This is a genomic window from Rhodanobacter sp. LX-99 (assembly GCF_018599185.1).
GTDB lineage: Bacteria > Pseudomonadota > Gammaproteobacteria > Xanthomonadales > Rhodanobacteraceae > Rhodanobacter.
On the sequence record NZ_JAHFVL010000001.1, the window covers coordinates 1,655,182 to 1,671,928 of the forward strand.

Here is a 16,747-nt window from a genome sequence, read left to right on the forward strand (position 1 = left end):
GCCGTCCGCTGATGCGGACGGCTTTTTTGTGGACCACCCGCCTGACGCGGGAAGACGCAGAGCCGGCTTACTTGTTCTTGCCGCCGGTCGCCATGCTGAGGATGGTCATGGCATCCTTCTTCATCGTCGCCGCCGCAGCGGGATCGAGCGCCTGCACGTCGCTGCCGACCTGATGCTGCTTCAGCACCAGCGTGCCGTCGTCGCTCCAGCCGGCACGGTCGATCGCACTCGGCTTGCCGTCGCGGTTCGCCTTGGTCTCCTGCACGATCGCCCACGGCTTGCCATTTTTGTAGGCGTAATCGGTGCTGGTATAGCCCTTGTCGCCGTAGTCGACTTCCTCGCGGATGAACTTCACTTCACCGGCCTGGCGGAACAGCTGCCAGCCGCGCGAATCGTTCGCCTCCAGCTTGGTGCCATGGCTGATCTTCATGCCGCCGATCTGCGCCTTGGCCTCGGCGAAGTCGGCCAGGATCTTCTCGCTGGGAGTCTGTTCCGCCACCAGCTCGATCGTCACGCCGTCGTTCTTGCTGCCCTTCGCCAGCACCGGCGCCTGGATCGGCATCGAATACTTGCGGTCGCCATCGGTCAGGTTCGCCTGGATCACGTACAGGTCGTTCGGTTTCACTTCGGCCGGATTGAAGGTCAACGTGAACGACTGCGGGAACGAGCCGGCCGGCGCCGTCTTGCTGGCCAGCGGGGCGGAGCCCACGGCCGTGGACGAGACGTCGACGAGGTTCAGCACCAGGGTGGCGTTCGCCGATGGCGCGGGCGTGCCGGCGCGCAACGAGATCGTGCCGCTCACCTGGTTCGGGATCTGGGGAGTGGCAGCGGCCGTGTTCGCGGCTGCGGGCGCAGTGGAGTCCGCCTGCTGCGACGGATGGGAAGCGTTGTTGCAACCCGCCAGTGCCAGCGCCGCAACCGACATCAGCGACAAAACCGTCTTGCGCATGGGAAAACCTCATCAACGTGAAAACAAGCACGAGATCGTTCAGGCGCTCTGCGCCACGACATCTACGCGGGGGAAGTTCCAAGCATAGCCCAAAAAGGGCGGCACGGAAAAGTCAAGCCATCCGATGGCCTACCATGCGCCGGCGTACGCGGCCCGGAACGGCGGCCGCATCAAGGGCGCCGCAGGGCCCGGTGCGCGATGTCGCGGCGGCAGAACGCGCCGTCGTAACGGATCCGGCCGACCGCGGCATAGGCGCTTTCGCGCGCCGCGGCGATGTCGTCACCCAGGGCGCAGACGGTCAGCACGCGGCCACCGGCGGTGACCACGCGGCCCGCCGCGTCGAGCCGGGTGCCGGCATGAAACACCTTCACGTCGGCATCCGTCGGCACATCGAGGCCGTCGACCGCATCGCCCAGGCGCACCCGGCCCGGATAACCGCCGGCGGCCATCACCACGCCGATCGCCGGGCGCACGTCCCAGCGCGCCCTGGCCTGCTCCAGCCGGCCGTCCAGCGCGGCGTCGATCAGCTCGACCAGATCCGACTTCAACCGCAGCATGATCGGCTGCGTTTCCGGATCGCCGAAGCGCACGTTGAACTCGATCACCTTCGGCGCGCCCGACTTGTCGATCATCAGGCCGGCGTAGAGGAAGCCGATGAACGGCGCGCCCTCGGCCGCCATGCCGCGCAGGGTCGGCTCGATCACTTCCCTCAGGATGCGCTGTTCGACTTCCGGCGTGACCACCGGCGCCGGCGAATACGCGCCCATGCCGCCGGTGTTCGGGCCGAGGTCGCCTTCGTCGCGGCGCTTGTGGTCCTGGCTGGAAGCCATCGGCAACGCGTGGCTGCCGTCGCTCATCACGATGTAGCTGGCTTCCTCGCCGTCGAGGAACTCCTCGATCACCACCCGCGCCGAGGCATCGCCGAACGCGTGCGCGCCGAGCATGTCGTGCAGCGCCAGTTCCGCATCGGCCAGGGTCAGCGCCACCACCACGCCCTTGCCGGCGGCGAGGCCGTCGGCCTTGATCACGATCGGCGCGCCCCCGCTCCGATGGGCTTGTTCGCGCACGTACGCCAGCGCCGGGTTCAGTTCGGCGAACACCGCGTAATGCGCGGTGGGAATGTTGTGCCGCTGCAGGAAATCCTTGGCGAACGCCTTGGAGCCCTCCAGCTGCGCGGCGATCGCGCGCGGCCCGAAGACGCGCAGGCCGGCGGCACGGAACTTGTCGACCACGCCGGCCACCAGCGGCACCTCGGGGCCGACCACGGTCAAGCCGATCTTTTCGCGCTTCGCCAGCTGCAGCAGGCCATCGAGATCATTCACCGCGACGTCGGCGTTGCGCACGCCCGGCTCGCGCGCGGTGCCGGCGTTGCCGGGCGCCACGATCACTTCGTCGACCTGCGACGATTGCCTGAGCTTCCACGCCAGCGCGTGTTCGCGACCGCCGCCGCCGATGACGAGGACCTTCATTGGGCTGCTCCGTGTGAGGCGCGCCATCCGGCGCAGCGCGACATTGTACCGGCTACGCTGCCCGCAGACGGCCAGATTCATGTCCTTCCGCCAGCGGAATGGGCGATCAGGCTCACCCGACATCGGCGGCTGCCCGCCGCGCAAGGAGATTCCGATGATTCACCGTTTGCCGCCCTGGCTGCTTCTCGCCCTCCTCGTGCTCAGCGCGCCGGGCCACGCAGCGTCCTGGCGCGAACATCCGTCATGGCAGTCGAGCTTTGCCCAGGCCGGTGTGAAGGGCACCTTGCTGGTCTACGACGAGAAGGCCGATGCCTGGCACGTGTCCGATGCCGCACGCGCCCGCCAGGCCTTTCTTCCGGCATCCACCTTCAAGCTGTTCAACGCGCTGGTGGCGCTGGACAGCGGCGCGGTCGGGGACGAGTTCGAAGTGATCCGCTGGGATGGCAAGGTACGCGGATTGAAGGACTCGCCCGTCGCCGAATGGAACCGCGACAACAGCATGGCCAGCGGCATGCGCTATTCGAGCGTCTGGTTCTACCAGGAAGTCGCGCGCCGTGCCGGCGAGCGGCGCATGCAGCAATGGATCGACAAGGCCGGCTACGGCAATCGCGACATCGGCGGCGGCATCGACACGTTCTGGCTGAGCGGCGCGCTGCGCATCTCGGCCGAACAGCAGATCGACTTCCTGCGCCGCCTGGCCGACGACAGGCTGCCGTTCTCGCCACGCGCGCAGGAAATCGTGCGTCGCATCAGCATCACCGAATCGGCGCCTACCTATGTGCTGCATGCGAAGACCGGCTGGGGCACGCACGCCGCGCAGAACAGCGCGAACGACGACCTGGGCTGGTACGTCGGCTGGGTCGAACATGCGGGCCGCCGCTGGTTCTTCGCGATGAACATCGACCTGCCTGCCGCGGGCGACGCGGCCAGGCGGGTGCCGCTGGCGAAGCATCTGTTGGCGCAGCTGGGCGCCTTGCCGCAGGGCAGCTAGAAACTCACCCCTCGTGCTGACCGAGCAGGGCCAGCAGCGCTGCGCGCGGCAGCTTGCCGGTTTCGTTGCGCGGCAACGCCTCGACCAGCTTCAACGGGCGCGGCAGGAACAGCGGGTCGATCGCGCGGCGCAGGGCGTCGAGTATCACGTGTCCATCCAGTCCCGGCGCCACCGCCAGCGCGGCAATGCGATGCACGCCGAGTGCATCGCCGTCGTCGAGCTGGAACACCACGCCGTCCTGCACGCCCGGTATGGCCAGCAGGCGCCGGCTGAGGTCGCCCAGCGAGGCGCGCTTGCCGGCGATTTCCAGCATGTCCGCATGGCGGCCGCGCAGGCGGAAACGGCGACCGCCGCGGGACAGGCTGACGATGTCGGCCAGGGTGACCGGCGCGCCCAGCTGCGGCGCTTCCACCGCGGTGCCGTCCGGCTGCGGATGCAGGCTCACCGCCTCGTACAACGACCAGTCTTCGTCCTTGGCGGGACGGCGGCTGGCGAACACGCAGGTCTCGGTGGAACCAAATACTTCCAGCAACGGCGCGCCGAAGCGCTGCTCGGCGGCGTGTGCCAGCTCGACCGGCAAGGGCGCGGTGGCCGACAGCATCGCCGCGATCGGCGGCAACGCGATACCCGACTCGACCAGGGCGCGCAGGTGCACCGGCGTGGTCACCAGCACGCGCGGCGCCGGCACCTCGGCCAGCGCGGCAGCCACGTCGGCCGGGAAGAACGGCCGTCCGGCATGCACGCCGGCCCCGCCCAGCAGCGGCAGCAGCACCGACATCTCCATGCCGTACATGTGCTGCGGCGGCACCGTGGCGACGATCTCGAAGCGCGGCCCGACCATCGCGCGCAGCATCGCCAGGTTGCCCGCGTTGCTGGCGTGGAAACTGCCCCAGGTCTTCGGGTTCGCGCCGGGCGTGCCGGTGGAACCGGAGGTATAGCCGATCGCCACCACCTGCCCGGCCGGAACCGACGGCCACGCTGCATCAAGTTCAAGCGGCGATGCGGCATCCAGCGGCGGCAGCTGCCGGTAACCGTGCGGCGCGGGATCGAGCGCCTGCTCGCCCAGCGCGTAGCAGCCCGGATGCGCCGCCATCACCTCGTCCACCGCCTGCGGCGCACGCGACGACGGCAACAGGTTGGTCTGGCCACGCAACGCGATCGCGCAGAACGCGACCAGAAACGCATAGCGGTCCTCGCACAGGTTGACCGCGGCCGGGGCGGCCGGCAAGCCGGCGGCCACCGCCTGCACCTGGGCCAGGAAACGCGCCGCATTCACCGGCTCGCCGTGGCGCCAGGCCACGACCCGTGCGGGGTCGGCCGCGTTCAGCAACGGCAGTCGCGGCGGCGCCTCACGCTGGTAGGTGTCGTAAACGATGGCCAAGCCGCAGTCTCCCTGATCTTCGATTCGTCATGCCCCCGCAGGATCGCGCCGCACCATGAACGGCGGCGTGAATGACGGCAGCTGGCATCCCGCGGCGGTTCAGCTGGCGCATGAGCCGGCGCGCTCCCGTGGACGCTCAGGCGCGGATGATAGCGCCCGACAGCGCATCGCGGATCATCGTGGGGCTGACCTGGTTGCCCAGCGGAGCGTCCAGCAGGCCATCCAGCGCATCGCCGAAGTACTCCGCCACGGTCTGCGCCGCCCGCGCCGGCGGCCGGCCGTGCGGGTTCGCGCTGGTCGACACCAGCGCGCCGCCGAACGCCCGGCACAATGCAGCGGCCGGCTCGTGCGCGGTGACCCGCAGCGCAACGCCGGCATGCGCGCCGGTAACCCACGACGGCACGTCGGTCGAACGCGGAAAGATCCAGGTGTGCGGGCCGGGCCAGCTCGCGCGTACCTGCCGCAGCACTTCAGCCGGCACCGCGGCCAGCTCGATGTAGCGCTCGACCTGGGCGAAGTCGGCGGCGATCAGCAGCACGCCCTGGGTGGCCGGACGCTGCTTCAACGCGAACAGCCGCTCGAACGCCGCCCGATCATGCGGATCGCAGCCGAGGCCGAACACCGCCTCGGTGGGATAGGCCAGCACGCCGCCGCCATGCAGCAGCGCGGCAGCGGCGTCGAGCTCGGCGAGGGTGAAGCGCTGCAGCACTCAGGCCTCGGCTTTGCTGGTCGCAGGCTTCTTTGCAGCGGCCTTCTTGGTGGCGGTCTTCTTTGCCGCCGTCTTCTTCGCTGCGGTCTTTTTCGCCGCAACCTTCTTGGTGGCGGCTTTCTTCACCGCCGTCTTTTTTGCCGGCGCCGCCTTCTTCGCGGCCGCCTTCTTGGTCGCGCCCTTCTTGCCGAAGCGACCCGGCTTGCGTGCCGGTGCGGCCGCCAGCAGTTCCAGGCACTGCGCCTCGGTCAGCTCCTTCGGCTCCTGCTCCTTCGGGATGCGCGCGTTCTTCTCGCCGTCGGTGATGTAGGCGCCGTAGCGGCCATTGAGCACCTGCACACCGTTGCCGAAGTCGAGGATCAGGCGGTTCGCCAGCATCTCGAGCTTTTCCTGCACGATCTGCAGCGCGCGCGGCAGCTCGATCGTGTACGGATCGTCCTCCGGCTTCAGCGAGGCATAGGTGCTGCCCTGCTTCACGAACGGACCGAAGCGGCCGATCGCCACGCTGACCTCGTCGCCGTTCGGCGCGGTGCCCAGCTGGCGCGGCAGCTTGAACAGCTCCAGCGCCTCGGCCAGGGTGATCGTGTGCATGCTCTGGCCGGGGCGCAATGAGGCAAAGGTCGGCTTGTCTTCATCGTCCTTGGTGCCGATCGCCGCGTACGGCCCGAACCGGCCCAGCCGCACCGAGACCGGCTTGCCGGTCTTCGGATCGCTGCCGAGCTCGCGCGCGCCGGTGGCCTCGCTGCGGTCGACCGACTCGGTCTTCTCGTCCACCTGCTGCTTGAACGGCAGCCAGAAGCGCTCCATCAGCGGCACCCAGGCTTCCTCGCCGCGGCTGACCGCGTCCAGCTCGTCTTCCATCTTCGCGGTGAAGTCGTAGTCGACGTAGCGGGTGAAGTGCTGGGTGAGGAACTTGCTGACCGCGCGGCCGACGTCGCTGGGCTTGAAGCGGCGGCTGTCGAGGAACACGTATTCGCGATTCTGCAGCACCTGGATGATGCTGGCGTAGGTCGACGGGCGGCCGATGCCGTGCTCCTCCAGCGCCTTGACCAGGCTGGCCTCGGAATAGCGCGGCGGCGGCTCGGTGAAGTGCTGGTCGGCCACGATCTCGTGCAGCGGCACCTGCTCGTCCACCGCCAGCCGCGGCAGGCGGCGGCCTTCGTCGTCGTCCTCGGCATTCTTCTGGTCGCGGCCTTCCTCATAGACGGCGAGGAAGCCCGGATCGACCACGGTGGTGCCGCTGGCGCGGAACGCGGCGTCGCCGCCGACCACGTGGGGCACCGCGAATTCCACCGTCACGGTGTTCAGGGTGGCGTGGATCATCTGGCAGGCGACGGTGCGCTTCCAGATCAGTTCGTACAGTTTGCGCTGGTCGTCGTTGAGGAAGGCGGCCACCGATTTCGGCGTGTGCATCGCCGAGGTGGGGCGGATCGCCTCATGCGCTTCCTGCGCGTTCTTCGACTTGGTCTTGTACACCTGCGGCGCGTCCGGCAGCGCCTTGGCGCCGTAGTCGCGGGCGATCAGCTGGCGCAGCTCGGCCATCGCATCGTCGCCGAGCATAGTGGAGTCGGTACGCATGTAGGTGATCAGGCCGACGTTGCCCTCGCTGCCCAGCGCCACGCCTTCGTACAGGCCCTGCGCCACCTTCATCGTGCGGCTGGTGGTGAAGCCGAGCTTGCGCGCGGCCTCCTGCTGCAGGGTAGAGGTGGTAAACGGCGCGGCCGGGCGCCGCTTGCGTTCCTTCGAGCTGACCTCGCTGACCGTGAGGCGGCCGCGCGCGGCCTGCTTCAAGGCGTCGCGGGCGGCCTGCGCGTCGGCCTCGTTGGTGAGATCGAACTGCTCGAACTTCTTGCCGTTGAGCTTGGACAGGCGCGCCGTGAAATCGCCTTCGGCATGCTTGAGCTGCGCCTCGACGGTCCAGTACTCGCGTGCCTTGAACGCCTCGATCTCCTCTTCGCGCTCGACGATCATGCGCAGCGCCGGCGATTGCACGCGGCCGGCGGAGAGGCCGCGCTGCACCTTGCGCCACAGCACCGGCGACAGGTTGAAGCCGACCAGGTAGTCCAGCGCGCGGCGGGCCTGCTGCGCGTCGACCAGGTCGTGCGACAGCTGGCGCGGCGCGGCCACCGCGGCCTTGATCGCCTTCGGCGTGATCTCGGAGAACACCACCCGGTGCATCTGCTTGCCCTTGGTCAGGCCGCGCTCCTTCAGGATCTCGCTGATGTGCCAGCTGATCGCCTCGCCTTCGCGATCCAAGTCGGTCGCCAGATAGATGTCGTCGGCCAGCTTGGCCGCCTTGGCGATCGCGTCGACGTGCTTCTCGTTGCGCTCGATGACCTCGTAGGCCATGGCGAAACCGTGCTCGGTGTCGACCGCGCCCTCCTTCGGCTTCAGGTCGCGTACGTGACCGTAGGAGGCGAGGACCTGGAAGTCCTTGCCGAGGTATTTGTTGATCGTCTTGGCCTTGGCCGGCGATTCGACGATGAGCAGGTTTTTTGCCATGAAACTGGATATCCGAAAGTGAATCACCGGCGCTTCCGTGCCGGGCATATATATAGTTGAAACCACGCCGCGCCAACGACTGTCAAGCCCGACCACGCTGCAGATACCGCCCGACAGCGGCTCAGCCGTCGGGCAATCGCTGGTAGCGGTTGCCCGGCAGAGTCTCCACCCTCGCTTCCAGCTCCAGCATCAGCAGCATCGCGGAAAGAGCCGCAGCCGACTGTCCGGTACGCTGCGCAAGTTCGTCCAACGTCGTTGGCGCATGGCCAAGTTCGGCCAAAAGTCGCTGATATTCGGAATCGCCACACTCTCCGTCATGCGCGCGGGCCGAATCATCGTCACCTTCGACCTGTGCCGACCCGAGCGTCTCGCCACCTGCCGCATTCAGCCGGGCAGCCAGTTCGCCGCCAAGCATGCGCGCTGCCGGCGTCAATGTCTCGACAATCTCCGCCGCGCTCTCGACCAGCCGGGCGCCGTCGCGGATCAACCGGTGGCAACCGCGGGCCAGCGGATGGTGGATGGAGCCGGGCAGGGCGAACACCTCGCGCCCCTGTTCGGCGGCCAGCCGGGCGGTGATCAGCGAACCGGAACGCAGGCCCGCCTCGATCACCAGGGTGCCCAGCGCCAGGCCGGAGATGATCCGGTTGCGGCGCGGAAAGTGGTCCGGGCGCGCCGGCGTGCCGGGCGGAAACTCGCTGACCAGCACGCCATGCGCGGCGATCCGCCGGGCCAGCGCATGATGCTTGCGCGGGTACACCCGATCCGCCCCGGTGCCGACCACCGCAAGGGTTTTCGCGCCGGCGTCCAGCGCGGCCGCATGGGCGGCGCCATCGATGCCGTCGGCCATGCCGCTGGTGATCGCGAAACCGGCATCGACCAGCGCTAGCGCAAACGCCCGGGCATGCGCGAGGCCAGCCGCGCTGGCACCGCGCGCGCCCACGATCGCCACCTGCGGATACAGCAGCAGGCTGGCGTCGCCGACCACGAACAGCACGGCCGGCGGCTGCGGGATGTTTTCCAGCTGCGGCGGAAAATCCGCCTCGGTACAACGCAGCAGCCGATGCTCCGGTTCGGCCAGCCAGGCCAGGTCGGCAGCCAGCTGCACCTCGTCGGGCCGGGCCAGCCAGGCCCGGGCCAATTCACCGAGCGGCGCGGCGTGGCGGCGCAGCTGCGCCAAGGCTACCCGGATGTCGCCGCCCGCCGCATCCAGCCGCTCGCGCAGGCCGCCCGGACCGAGGCCGGGCGTGCGCAAGGCGATCAGCCACGCGCGCAATTCATCCAGATCGTCCATGAGCATGGCCGCAGTTTACGCAGCAGGCGCCCAAGGAAACGGCGCGGTGGGAGCCGCGCCGTCGTGTAGGCAGATGCCGCCGTGGTTCCTGCCGGCGCTTATTCCGGCATGGCCAGGCGGCCGCCGACGTGCACCGGACGCAGGCCGTCCATCACCAGGCCGTAGCTGACTCGGTCGAAGGTGCGGAACACCATCACGTGACCGACGTACTCGTCGGGCAGCTTGACCGTCTCGCCGATGCCGCGGTTCCAGCTGTTGCTGGCCACGTCGTCGTGGATCGTCTCGCCCGGCTCGAAGATGGTATATGTCTGGCCGTTGTCGACGCCGTCCTTCGCACCGATCGACAGCATCACCACCTGGCGCGGACCGGCCGCGTCCATCGCGTCGGCGAAGCCGATCACCTTGGCGTTGGCTGGCACCGACTTCGGCGCATGCGGGTAGTAGTAGGCGTCGTACGGCTTGTCGTCGATCGGCATGACGCGATCGCCGCTGCGGATTTCCTGGGTGGCGTTGAGCAGCAGCAGGGTCGCCGGATCGCCCGTGCGCAGCGTCTCGGCGGTGCCGATCACGCTGACCTCGACGCCGAGGTCGTCACCCTTGCCGTAGTGGCCGTCGTTGCGGGAATCCTCGCGCCACGGCGAGCGGACCATCGCCGCGTTGCTGTCCAGGTCGTGGGCGACCAGATCGGCACTGGCCGCATCGCCCTGGTCGAAACCGCGGAACACGTGGCTCGGCCGCACGATCGCCCAGCGCTGGCCCGGCTCGCCCTGCAGTCCGCGCACATAGATGTTCTGGCCGACGGCGCCGCGCAGGCGCGATTCCTCGAGACCGACCACGTACGGCGCCGAGCTGACCTCTTCCGAGTTCATCACGCGCATGTCCTTCAGGAACATCTTCAGCTCGGACAGCGGGATCGCCGGCACCGCCTCGCCTTCGCGATGCACGCTCGGCTGCAGGCCCACGCGCGGCCCATTGATGAAGGACAGGTTGAGCACATCGCCGGGGTAGATCAGGTGCGGGTTGCGCACCTGCGGATTGGCCTGCCAGATCTCCGGCCACAGCCACGGCTTGGACAGGAATTTGGCGGAGATGTCCCACAGCGTGTCGCCCCGGCGCACGGTATAGCTGTCGGGATGATCGGCCCGTAGTTGCGCGCCGGCCGCATAGACGGCCACGGTGACCAGCATGCCGGCCAGCAACACGATAATTTTCTTGATCATTGGCGGGAATCCCCCTTCCCCATATGCTCGGTCGAGTGTAACCGAATGGTTAACGCGCGCAACAGGCGCGAGTTGGCAAAAATCGTCTGTACTCGGACGCTTGCCGACGTACAATGAGACACATTCTAGATGGCGCCGAGGGTGGCTTTTTACCAAATCGCCCGCACTTTCGGCGCCGAGGTGATGCCATGTCCATCCTTTCCATCCTTGAATTCCCCGACCCGCGCCTGCGCACCCGCGCCGCGCCGGTGACCGTGTTCGACGCGAAGCTGGAGCAGTTCGTCGCCGACATGGTCGAGACCATGTACGCCGCCAACGGCGTCGGCCTCGCCGCCACCCAGGTCAACGTGCACCAGCGCGTGCTGGTGGCCGACATGAGCGACGAGCGCAACCAGCCGCTGGCGTTGATCAACGCGCAGATCCTCGAAAAGGACGGCTCGCAGGTCTACCAGGAAGGCTGCCTGTCGTTCCCCGGCCTGTACGCCGACGTCACCCGCGCGCTGAAGGTGAAGGTGAAGGCGCAGGACGTGACCGGCGAGGAAATCATCGTCGAGGCCGAAGGCCCGCTGGCGGTGTGCATCCAGCACGAGATGGACCACCTGGAAGGCAAGGTGTTCGTCGATTACCTGTCGCCGCTGAAGCGCAGCCTGCTGCTGAAACGACTGGAGAAACACCGCAAGCAGGCGGTCGGTGCTTGAGCAAGGCCGGCTTGAGTAGCCCAGGCTTGCGGCTGGTCTTCGCCGGTACCCCGGAATTTTCCGTACCCTGCCTCGAGGCCTGCCGCGCCAGCGGCGCCGAAGTGGTGGCCGTCTACACCCAGCCCGACCGTCCCGCCGGCCGCGGCCGCAAGCTCACGCCCAGCCCGGTCAAGCAGGCCGCGCTGGCCGCCGGCATCGCGGTCGAGCAACCCGAATCGCTGAAACCCGCCGACGTGCAGCAGCGGCTCGCCGATTACCGGCCGGACCTGCTGGTGGTGGTGGCCTATGGCCTGATCCTGCCGCGCAAGGTGTTGGCGATTCCGCGGCTCGGCTGCTGGAACGTGCACGCCAGCCTGCTGCCGCGCTGGCGCGGCGCCGCGCCGATCCAGCGTGCGATCCTGGCCGGCGACCGCGAAAGCGGGGTCGACCTGATGCAGATGGAAGCCGGCCTGGATACTGGTCCGGTGCTGCTCGAACGGCGCACCCCGACCAGCCGCGACGACACCGGCGGCTCGCTGCACGACCGCCTCGCCATGCTGGGCGCGGACGTGCTGGCCGAGGGCCTGCGCCGCACGCTGGCCGGCGAGACGCTGGCCGCCACGCCGCAACCGGACGACGGCGTGACCTACGCGCACAAGCTGGACAAGGCCGAGGCAAGGCTGGACTTCAGCCGCCCTGCGCTCGAACTGGAACGCCAGGTGCGCGCGTTCGATCCATGGCCGGTGGCCGAGGGCGAGATCGCCGGCGAGCCGCTGCGGATCTGGGCCGCCCGCGCGATCGAACGGGAGCACCACGCCGCGCCGGGCAGCGTGCTGGCCACCGGTCGCGACGGCATCGACCTGGCCTGCGGCACGGGCGCCCTGCGCGTCACCGCGGTGCAGCGCGCCGGCGGCAAGCGCATCGGCGCAGTCGACTACCTCAACGCCCGCCCCGAATTGCGTCACAGCCGATGAAAGCCGATACCCGCGCCCTGGCCGCCAGGGGACTGGCTGAAGTCGCCCTGCGCGGCGCCTCGTTGCGCGACGTGATGGAACGCAACGCGCCGCGCCTGGCCGATCCGCGCGACCGCGCCCTACTGATGGCCCTGCTCAGCGAAGGCGCGCGCTGGTGGCTGCGCTTCGACGCGGCGATCGACGGCCTGCTGGAAAAATCGCTGCGCCACAAGGACCCGGCCGTGCACGCGCTGCTGGTGCTGGGCCTGGTGCAGCTGGAAATCCTCGAACTGCAGGACTACGCCGCGGTGGCCGCCACGGTCGAGGCCGTGCGTGCGCTGAAGCGCCCGGCGTTGGCCGGACTGGTCAACGCGGTACTGCGGCGCTGGCAGCGCGAGCGCGAAAGCCTGCTGACGAAACTCGATGCCAAGCCGCAGACCCGTCACGCCCACCCGGCCTGGCTGGCCGACGCGCTGCAACGCGACTGGCCGCAACAGGCCGAGACCGTGATGCTTGCCGACAACCGCGAGCCGCCGCTGATGCTGCGGGTCAACCGTCAGCGCGGCGCGCGCGCCACCCTGATCGACCGGCTGCAGGCCGCCGGTTACGCGGCGACGGCGCACCCGTGGCTGAGCGACGCGCTGGTGCTGCCGCACAGCGCCGACGTCACCCGCATGCCCGGCTTCGAGGACGGCCTGTTCGCGGTGCAGGACGGCGCTGCGCAAGTGGCCGCCGACCTCGCCGACCCGCATGACGGCCTGCGCGTGCTGGACGCCTGCGCCGCCCCCGGCGGCAAGGCCTGCCACCTGCTCGAACGCGCCGACATCGAGCTGACCGCGCTGGAGTTCGACGCCGCGCGCGCCGAACGCATCCGCCAGAACCTGATGCGGCTGCGCCTGAACGCCAAGCTGGTGATCGGCGACGCCGGTGCACCCAAGGGCTGGTGGAACGGCCAGCCGTTCGACCGCATCCTGATCGACGCGCCCTGCTCGGCCACCGGCGTGCTGCGCCGCCGGCCGGACGTGCGCCTGCACCGGCGCGAGAGCGACATCGCCGCGATGCACGCGCAGCAACGCCGCATCCTGTCTGCGCTGTGGCCGTTGCTGGCGCCGGGCGGACGGCTGGTCTACATCACCTGTTCGGTGCTGCGCGCGGAGAACGAGGCGATCGTGGGCGCATGGCTGGCGGCGCAACCCGATGCCCAGGCGCTGCCGTTCACCCTGCCGGTTGGACAGGCCGCCGCCGTCGGCTGGCAGATCCTTCCCGGCGACGGCGATCTGGACGGCATGTATTACGCGGTATTGCAGAAACCGCGCTAAGCCAATACTCGGGCACTCATGCCATCTTGCCCGCGTCGCCGCGCACACCAGGATGCTCCGTTCGTCGGGCTATGATGCGCACCATCATTGATCGCCGCTGACGGGACGTCCCCGACCGTGAAGCCTTGCGTACCTCTGTCCCAGGCCCGCCCGCTATGGTTGCGCAGCGCCCGTTGGGAGTTGCTGCTGTTCGGCGTATTCGCGCTGCTGCTGCTCGGCCTCGGCATCGGCCTGCGCGACCCGTGGCCGTCCGACGAACCGCGCTTCGCGCTGGTGGCCCGGCTGATGGTCGAGCACGGCCAGTGGCTGTTCCCGCATCGCGGTCACGAGCTGTACCCGGACAAGCCACCGGTGTTCATGTGGCTGCAGGCGCTCAGCTACTTCCTTACCCACAACTGGCGCATCGCCTTTCTGCTGCCGTCGCTGGCCGCCGCGCTGGGTGCGCTGGCGCTGGTCTACGACCTGGCGCGCCGGCTGTGGAACCACCGCAGCGCGCTGCTCGCCGCGGCCACGCTGCTGGTCACCATCCACTTCACCTACCAGATGCGCAACGCGCAGATCGACCCGCTGCTGCTGGGCTGGATCACCCTGGCCAACTACGGCCTGTTGCGCCACCTGCTGCTGGGGCCGTCGTGGCGCTGGTTCGCCGCGGGTTGTTTCTTCGCCGGCGTGGGCGTGGCGACCAAGGGCGTCGGCGTGCTGGCGCTGCTGATGCTGGTGCCGTACCTGGTTGCACGCCGCGGCCACTGGCGCCAGCTGGCGCTGCCCACCGGCGGCTGGCGCTGGGCCGGCGGACTGGCCCTGTTCTTCGTGCCGATCCTGGGCTGGCTGCTGCCGATGCTGCTGGTCGCGCATGCCGACGGCGATCCGCAGCACGCCGAGTACGTGCAGAACATCCTGTTCGGGCAGACCGTGCACCGCTACGCCACGCCGACCGGGCACATCCACTCGCCGTTCTATTTCCTCGGCATCATCGTGGTCGACTGGCTGCCGCTGTCGCTGCTGCTGCCATGGGCGCTGCCGGCATGGTGGCGCCGGCTGCAGCGGCGCGACGCGCGCTTCCTTCTGCCGCTGGGCTGGATCGTGCTGCTGCTGCTGTTCTTCTCGTTCAGCCCGGGCAAGCGCGACGTCTACATCCTGCCGGCCCTGCCGATGACCGTGCTGGCGCTGGCGCCGCTGCTGCCCGGCCTGCTGCGTCGGCGCGGCGTGCGCATCGCGGTGTTCGCGCTGACCGTGCTGCTGGCCGGCGGCCTTGCCGCAGCCGCGACATGGGCGATCCATCGCCATCCGGCCTGGGCGGTGAAGATCGAGCAGAGCCTCGACCCGCAGATCTGGTGGATGCTGCTGGCCATCGGCGTCGCTGGCCTCGTCGTCGCCGCGCTGACCCGGGTTCGCCGCGCGCCGCTGGGCTGGCTGCTGTTCGCCGGCATGCTGTGGGCGGTATACGGCCTGTGGGGCTACCCGATGCTCAACGGCGACCGTTCCGCGCACGACGTGATGGTGCGGGCGCGCGCCATCGCCGGGCCGGACGCCAGCATCGGCCTGCTCGCCTGGAAGGAGCAGAACCTGCTGATGGCACAGGGGCCGGTCACCGAATTCGGCTTCCTCAAACCCTGGCCGCAGCAGTACGCCGACGCCATCGCCTGGCTGCGGCAGGATCCGGCGCCGCGCTGGATCTTCAGCCTCGACGAGGCGATGGGCCACTGCGTGGATCGCCGGCGTGCCACCTATGTCGGCCACGCCAATCGCCGCGAATGGTGGATGTTCCAGATCGGCGCGGTGGCGCCCGGCTGCATTCCCGAAAGCAGCGGTGATACCGAAGCCGACTGATCCCGACAGGCCTTCATCACAGCAGTCACCCCCGGCTCAGGCCTTGCTGGTAAATTGCCGATGACATGTGCCCTGGAACAGGCTCCCGTCGGCAAGCACAGCTGTCCGGGCCGTTCCTCATCGACGGAAAATCACTACGTGCAAGCAGTGTTGAAACAGTGGCAACTGTGGTCGCTTTCCGTCTTGGTGGCACTGATGCCGCTATCGTTCTCGACCGACCAGCGCATCAAGGTCCTGCCGGTGGCACTGCTGTTCCTGGCCGGACTGGGCCTCCTCGCCCGTGACCGGCAGACACGTCGCAGCTATCGCGCCGCATGGCCTGTGATTGCCGCCGCGCTGCTCATGGTGGGTTTCGTTTTCTTCAATGTGCTGGTCCACCGGCTCGGCTGGCGACCGGTGGACCGACCTGCCCACATCCTGCTGTATCTGGTGATTGCGGCCGCTTTCAGCCAGCCGTTACGGATGCGGCTGGTCTGGGCAGGTTTCAGCCTCACCGCAATCCTGCTTGGCGCCGTGTGCATGGTGCAGCATCACGTGTTTGGCATAGAGCGCGCCTACGGCCTGAACGGCGGTGCATCAGCCTCGATCCAGCTGGCGACAATTCTGCTGGGGCTGGCTCTGGCGGCGCTGATGCAACTGCTGAGTCCGCGAACCGGCATCTGGGAGAAAGTGCTGCACGCTGTGGCCATGGCCTTCGGCATGTATGGGGCGCTACTGACCCAGAGTCGCGGCCCGTTGCTGGCATACGCGCCGATATTCATGCTGCTGGTGCTGCTTCACGCGTGGCGTACCGGGCACTGGCGCTCGAGCCTGCTGCTGGCAATCGCCGTGAGCATCGTCGCCGGCGTGGCCACGTTCGGCATGCGCGATGAAATGGTGACGCGCTTCGAGGCCATAGCCCCGGAAGTAACCACTTTCGATCGTCATGACGGCGCGCGTGGCGCCGTTGGCGAGCGACTGGAGATGTGGCGCACCGCCGGCCGTGCATTCGTCGCCCATCCCTTCGTCGGTATCGGCATCAACCAGTTCGACGATTATGTGCGCGCCGAGATCGCCGCTGGCCGCAGCAACCCGGTCATCGGCAAGTACAACCAGCCGCACAACGAATACCTGGAGGCCGCCGCCACCGGCGGCGCGCCAGGTTTGTTGGTGCTGCTGCTGGTATTTGCCCTGCCGCTGCGCCATTTCAGCCGTCATGTGCTGGATCCGGATGAAGCGGTGGCACTGCCGGCATCGGTCGGGATGGCGCTGATCGGCCTGTACGCGCTGTGTGCGCTCACCGACAGCGTGTTCTACCGCGTGATGACGCAATCGTTCTATTTCTTCATGGTGCTGGGCCTGGCGCTGCGAATCGGCTGGCTGCGTCGCTCGCCGCCCAACTAGCGGGGTGTGGAAAACGCGCTCGGGACGGACCGGCGATGGCCTGCCAGTGAATCAGGCCCACACAACGTCCTCG

The 16,747-nt window shown here is 68.6% G+C and carries 13 protein-coding genes; 6 read left to right on the top strand and 7 right to left on the bottom strand.

All coding sequences use genetic code 11. The annotated features are described in order from the left end of the window. Positions 1-67: 67 nt before the first annotated feature. Together KK131_RS07725 and purD are read right to left on the bottom strand one after the other, a co-directional pair. Positions 68-949: a YbaY family lipoprotein gene (locus tag KK131_RS07725; RefSeq protein WP_214556083.1), complete on the bottom strand. Its 882-nt coding sequence runs from the start codon at positions 947-949 to the stop codon at positions 68-70. Between the two features lie 170 nt (positions 950-1,119). Next, the gene (gene purD, locus KK131_RS07730; RefSeq protein ID WP_214556084.1) at positions 1,120-2,418 is read right to left on the bottom strand and encodes a phosphoribosylamine--glycine ligase; all 1,299 of its coding nucleotides are present in this window, start codon (positions 2,416-2,418) and stop codon (positions 1,120-1,122) included. A gap of 154 nt (positions 2,419-2,572) precedes the next feature. On the opposite strand from purD, the gene blaOXA reads away from it, so the two are divergent. Continuing rightward, on the top strand, positions 2,573-3,409 hold the full coding sequence (gene blaOXA / locus KK131_RS07735; RefSeq protein ID WP_214556085.1) for a class D beta-lactamase: 837 nt from the start codon (positions 2,573-2,575) through the stop codon (positions 3,407-3,409). Between the two features lie 4 nt (positions 3,410-3,413). Here the strand turns inward: blaOXA and KK131_RS07740 are convergent, their stop codons facing one another. The 5 genes from KK131_RS07740 to KK131_RS07760 all read right to left on the bottom strand — a co-directional run bounded on the left by KK131_RS07740 (position 3,414) and on the right by KK131_RS07760 (position 10,512). Then, positions 3,414-4,790, bottom strand: a complete 1,377-nt coding sequence (locus KK131_RS07740) for an AMP-binding protein (RefSeq protein ID WP_214556086.1) — start codon at positions 4,788-4,790, stop codon at positions 3,414-3,416. 136 nt (positions 4,791-4,926) lie between these two features. Then, positions 4,927-5,499, bottom strand: coding sequence for a Sua5/YciO/YrdC/YwlC family protein (locus KK131_RS07745; RefSeq protein WP_214556087.1), 573 nt, complete (start codon positions 5,497-5,499; stop codon positions 4,927-4,929). Further along, positions 5,500-8,001 carry a DNA topoisomerase I gene (locus tag KK131_RS07750; protein WP_214556088.1) on the bottom strand — a complete coding sequence of 834 codons (2,502 nt, stop codon included), beginning with the start codon at positions 7,999-8,001 and terminating at the stop codon, positions 5,500-5,502. It abuts the gene before it with no gap. 121 nt (positions 8,002-8,122) lie between these two features. After that, positions 8,123-9,298 carry a DNA-processing protein DprA gene (gene dprA / locus KK131_RS07755; protein WP_214556089.1) on the bottom strand — a complete coding sequence of 392 codons (1,176 nt, stop codon included), beginning with the start codon at positions 9,296-9,298 and terminating at the stop codon, positions 8,123-8,125. A 92-nt stretch (positions 9,299-9,390) separates the two neighbouring features. Beyond that, positions 9,391-10,512 (bottom strand): LysM domain-containing protein, encoded by a 1,122-nt coding sequence (locus KK131_RS07760; protein ID WP_214556090.1) that lies wholly within the window; start codon positions 10,510-10,512, stop codon positions 9,391-9,393. Positions 10,513-10,700: 188 nt separating this feature from the next. Between KK131_RS07760 and def the strand changes: the two genes are divergently transcribed. From def to KK131_RS07785, 5 genes are all read left to right on the top strand, one after another. Then, positions 10,701-11,210 carry a peptide deformylase gene (gene def / locus KK131_RS07765; protein WP_214556091.1) on the top strand — a complete coding sequence of 170 codons (510 nt, stop codon included), beginning with the start codon at positions 10,701-10,703 and terminating at the stop codon, positions 11,208-11,210. Positions 11,211-11,236: 26 nt separating this feature from the next. Continuing rightward, positions 11,237-12,163 (top strand): methionyl-tRNA formyltransferase, encoded by a 927-nt coding sequence (gene fmt, locus KK131_RS07770; protein ID WP_214556683.1) that lies wholly within the window; start codon positions 11,237-11,239, stop codon positions 12,161-12,163. After that, positions 12,160-13,461, top strand: a complete 1,302-nt coding sequence (gene rsmB / locus KK131_RS07775; protein WP_214556092.1) for a 16S rRNA (cytosine(967)-C(5))-methyltransferase RsmB — start codon at positions 12,160-12,162, stop codon at positions 13,459-13,461. The genes fmt and rsmB overlap by 4 nt, the downstream gene beginning before the upstream one ends. Positions 13,462-13,578: 117 nt before the next feature. Further along, on the top strand, positions 13,579-15,291 hold the full coding sequence (locus KK131_RS07780) for a glycosyltransferase family 39 protein (protein WP_214556093.1): 1,713 nt from the start codon (positions 13,579-13,581) through the stop codon (positions 15,289-15,291). A 60-nt stretch (positions 15,292-15,351) separates the two neighbouring features. After that, complete coding sequence (locus KK131_RS07785) at positions 15,352-16,674, top strand: O-antigen ligase family protein (protein ID WP_214556094.1); 1,323 nt, start codon at positions 15,352-15,354, stop codon at positions 16,672-16,674. Positions 16,675-16,747: the final 73 nt, after the last annotated feature.

Excerpts from the sequence above, each read along its gene's own strand:
- dprA (WP_214556089.1), bottom strand. The coding sequence starts at position 9,298 with ATGCTCATGGACGATCTGGATGAATTGCGCGCGTGGCTGATCGCCTTG.
- purD (WP_214556084.1), bottom strand. The coding sequence starts at position 2,418 with ATGAAGGTCCTCGTCATCGGCGGCGGCGGTCGCGAACACGCGCTGGCG.
- KK131_RS07725 (WP_214556083.1), bottom strand. The coding sequence starts at position 949 with ATGCGCAAGACGGTTTTGTCGCTGATGTCGGTTGCGGCGCTGGCACTG.
- def (WP_214556091.1), top strand. The coding sequence starts at position 10,701 with ATGTCCATCCTTTCCATCCTTGAATTCCCCGACCCGCGCCTGCGCACC.
- blaOXA (WP_214556085.1), top strand. The coding sequence starts at position 2,573 with ATGATTCACCGTTTGCCGCCCTGGCTGCTTCTCGCCCTCCTCGTGCTC.
- KK131_RS07785 (WP_214556094.1), top strand. The coding sequence starts at position 15,352 with ATGACATGTGCCCTGGAACAGGCTCCCGTCGGCAAGCACAGCTGTCCG.
- KK131_RS07760 (WP_214556090.1), bottom strand. The coding sequence starts at position 10,512 with ATGATCAAGAAAATTATCGTGTTGCTGGCCGGCATGCTGGTCACCGTG.
- KK131_RS07750 (WP_214556088.1), bottom strand. The coding sequence starts at position 8,001 with ATGGCAAAAAACCTGCTCATCGTCGAATCGCCGGCCAAGGCCAAGACG.
- rsmB (WP_214556092.1), top strand. The coding sequence starts at position 12,160 with ATGAAAGCCGATACCCGCGCCCTGGCCGCCAGGGGACTGGCTGAAGTC.